The organism is Gammaproteobacteria bacterium (assembly GCA_003696665.1).
Lineage (GTDB): Bacteria > Pseudomonadota > Gammaproteobacteria > Enterobacterales.
Genome location: RFGJ01000575.1, coordinates 1 through 3322, shown reverse-complemented (window position 1 = coordinate 3322; position 3322 = coordinate 1). Strand labels below are relative to the sequence as shown.

At 50.7% G+C, this 3322-nt stretch carries 4 protein-coding genes and 1 pseudogene; 4 read left to right on the top strand and 1 reads right to left on the bottom strand.

The genetic code is table 11. The features are described from left to right. Nucleotides 1–211 (top strand): hypothetical protein (locus tag D6694_14005; GenBank protein RMH36331.1); only part of this gene is annotated, 211 nt, incomplete at its 5' end. A 124-nt stretch (nucleotides 212–335) separates the two neighbouring features. Here D6694_14005 and D6694_14000 read toward each other — a convergent pair. Continuing rightward, a pseudogene (locus tag D6694_14000) lies at nucleotides 336–1222 on the bottom strand (helix-turn-helix domain-containing protein). 155 nt (nucleotides 1223–1377) lie between these two features. On the opposite strand from D6694_14000, the gene D6694_13995 reads away from it, so the two are divergent. The 3 genes from D6694_13995 to D6694_13985 form a co-directional block, all read left to right on the top strand. Further along, the gene (locus D6694_13995; GenBank protein ID RMH36330.1) at nucleotides 1378–1581 is read left to right on the top strand and encodes a hypothetical protein; all 204 of its coding nucleotides are present in this window, start codon (nucleotides 1378–1380) and stop codon (nucleotides 1579–1581) included. 42 nt (nucleotides 1582–1623) lie between these two features. Then, nucleotides 1624–2736, top strand: coding sequence for a sensor histidine kinase (locus D6694_13990; GenBank protein ID RMH36329.1), 1113 nt, complete (start codon nucleotides 1624–1626; stop codon nucleotides 2734–2736). 59 nt (nucleotides 2737–2795) lie between these two features. Continuing rightward, nucleotides 2796–3322, top strand: a 527-nt coding sequence (locus D6694_13985; GenBank protein ID RMH36328.1) for a DNA-binding response regulator, incomplete at its 3' end; no start/stop codon positions are given.

Below are 3322 nucleotides of genomic sequence, written 5' to 3'. Positions count from 1 at the left end.
GATTGAAAAACAATTGCCTTTGTTTGTTAATCAACGTCTATCACATCGCATCACGCCTATGCGAAGCGTGGCACCAGTCCTCCGTTGGCCATGGTTGCCGACTTTTCTGTGGATTGGCTTAGCGTGTTGGCTGGCGGTGAAGCAGGGACTCAATGACAAAAATAGCGTGTCGAGTTCCAGCAAAACTTATAGTTTGGCCGATGACAGATAGCTCATAATAAGGTTACAGAAAAGCGTTTATTTGTGATGTAGTCCGCAAAGCAAAAAATATGTCGACCCAATTCTAAAATGTCACCTTTTTTCCCAAGCTGAAATATCCCCTCTTGGGTGGTGACTCAGGGTGCTGGTGAAGGGGAAGCAAATTTAGCCTTGCCGATAGGTAAACAACGCCAGGGATGGTGGGGCGCTGGCTTTATTGTGGGGGAGGCTTGCTGTCTTGCTTTGGCCCTGTCCACGGTCTGCTGAAGGCTTTTCTAGTCGTCGAGCGCAATGGGAAGTTCCCCCTCGTTGAGCACACGATAGGCCAGCGATTGGCCCTTGTAAAGCACGGTGACGGTGCCATCGAATGCCTCACAGACCGTGACCCGAGCGCCGCGAAGGCAGTCCCTCTTGCCCTGTCCGGTCAGCTGGTATTCCCGGCTCTTGAACTGGAAGGTCAGGTTTTTTGAAAGCTTACGCGTGGCGTGCAGACAGAGGATGAGGTCAAGTGCTTCTGGGCTATGGAGAACGGGCCGATGGGTGTCTGTAGGGTTTTGCGGTGCCCGGGCGAATCGCCGATTGTCGTCCCGCAAAAAGCCCGGCAGGGACGGCGGGGGCGCCGTTGGTGAATCCGGGCCGCCTTGCGTTTTCTCGGTCGCCACAGACCGTCGGCGATCATCCACTGGCGTAGGGTCTCGGCCGACAGCTGTCGACCGTGCAGTTCAACCAGCTCTTCACAGGCAAGGGTAGGCCCGAAGTCGGCGTAGTGCTCATGGACCAAAGTCATGATTTCCCGGCGTACAGCTTCAGGAAAGGCATTGCCCGAACGGCGCCCCAGACGCCGGGAAACCAACCCCGGAGGCCCTTCCTGCCGGAAACGAGCCACCAGGCGTCTGACCTGACGGATACTCAGCCCAAGTTGTCTTGCCGCCTCGTATTGTCGTAACTGCCGGTTCGTCACCTGCTGGACCGCAGCCAGCCTATCGACCGCTTTTTGCGTCATCGTAATGGTCTCCTTTGCCATCCTCCCCCTCCGGATTTCAAAAAGGGGACATTTTAGAATTGGGCAAAGGGGACATTACAGCTTTGGGCTAACAGGATTTTTCTCATCCGGTTGATGTTAGCTCCTATAAACAACTACACTTTCATTTGCGCTGCAATCAACCGAAAATCACGCTGATGTTTTTTAATCAAGGCAACCCGCGTCCTTTAATGCATCCCATCGACTGCCAGGCAAAATGGACCCAGCAGGTGATTAGGCTAAAGGATATTTCAGGGTTAAACCAACAAGGGCTGGCCGCAATAAGTTTAAGTGCAAAAGCAAGCAAAGATGGTTCGACCGTTCCGTTTCGCATTGAGCTTAAAAGTATTCGCTGGTATTAACCGATTGTGGATAGCCAAAACGACACAAGCCGATAATACAATATGAGACAATCAGTGAGCCGAATGAGATCGCTATTTAAAAAACTGGACCAGCGTTTACTGCCCAAAAATCGGGAGATGGATGGCTCGCTGCCCTATGTGACCCTCATTTATCTCGCGTTTTATTGTTTCCCGCTGTTTTTTCAGTTGCCATCTTTTGGTGAGACGCTGCTGATTGTTAGCGCCTTGTTGGTTTTTCTCTTTCTCTATTTTCACTTGCACTGGCTGTCGCCGCGAAAGCGCTGGCGCAATCTGCTTTTCATGTGGTTATTGGGGATAAGTTTATCGCCCTGGTATTCCGGCGGCATATCTTTCATTATTTATGCTGCGGCAATGAGTTGTTTGCTGGAGAACGCTCGAAAGGCAGCGCTGGCGATATTATTGATTGCCAGCGCAACCTGGCTCGCGGGTACGCTGCTCAATATGAATCAATCCATGCTCTACACAGCGCTATTTTTTGTGTTAATGGTGGGGCCGATGAATATTTACTTGGTGGATCTGGGCAAAAAAAGACGTGCCCTGGATTTATCACAACAGGAAATCAAAACGCTGGCGGCAAGCGCCGAGAGAGAGCGCATTGCCCGCGATTTACACGACACAATGGGGCATGCTTTTTCGATGATTACCCTCAAGGCCGAGCTGGCTGGCAAACTCATAGATAAAAATTTAGAAGCGGCAAAACAGCAAATCAAAGAGCTGGAGGCTTTATCCCGCGATACGCTGGCGCAAATTCGCGACGCGGTCACAGGTTATCGGCGTTCCGGGTTACGCAGCGAGCTGGTCAATACCAAAATGGCCTTAGAAACCGCTGGTTTTAGTTTTGACTCCAGTTTTCAGTCCTGCGAGCTTAGCGAAAAGCTTGATGATGAATTAGCACTTATTTTGCGCGAGCTGACGACCAATATTATTCGCCATAGTAATGGCAGTCATTGTGAAGTGAACATTCGGCAGGTCAATAACACCCTCACGCTTGAAGTGACAGACGATGGCAATAATGCTTCGATTGAAGCGGGCAATGGTATTGCTGGTATCCGCGAACGCCTGCACCCCTTTGGCGGAAAGCTGACCATTACCACGGGACAACAAACCCGACTGTTGATTCAGGTTTCAGTTTAGGCTTTGAATCCATTTAAAATTCAATAGCCATTTTTGCGTTAAAAATACGGGATGAGTCAATGTCCATTAAGATACTAATCGCAGAGGATCAATCCATGATTCGGGGAGCGCTCTCGGCGCTGCTTGGTTTAGAAGCGGATCTGGAAGTCATCGGCGAAGCAGGTAACGGAAAAGAAGCCCTGGCACTGCTTGAAAAACTGTCACCAGATATTCTGTTAACGGATATTGAAATGCCGGAAATGAGTGGCCTGGATTTAGCGCAAATGGTTGCCAAACAAAAGCTACCCTGCAAAGTGGTGATTGTAACTACCTTTGCCCGCGCTGGCTTTTTACGGCGGGCGCTGGATGCCGGGGTCAAGGGCTATCTGCTCAAGGATGCGCCTTCAGCCAAACTGGCTGAAGCCATTCGAAAAATAGCTGCCGGAGGGCGCGAAATTGCACCGGAACTGATTCTCGATAGCTGGATGGAGGCAGATCCCCTGACCGACCGCGAACGGGATGTGCTAAGACTGGTGCTGGAAGGCTTAAGTACTGAAAAAATTGCCGAAAAACTGCACCTGTCAGGCGGGACTGTTCGAAACTATGT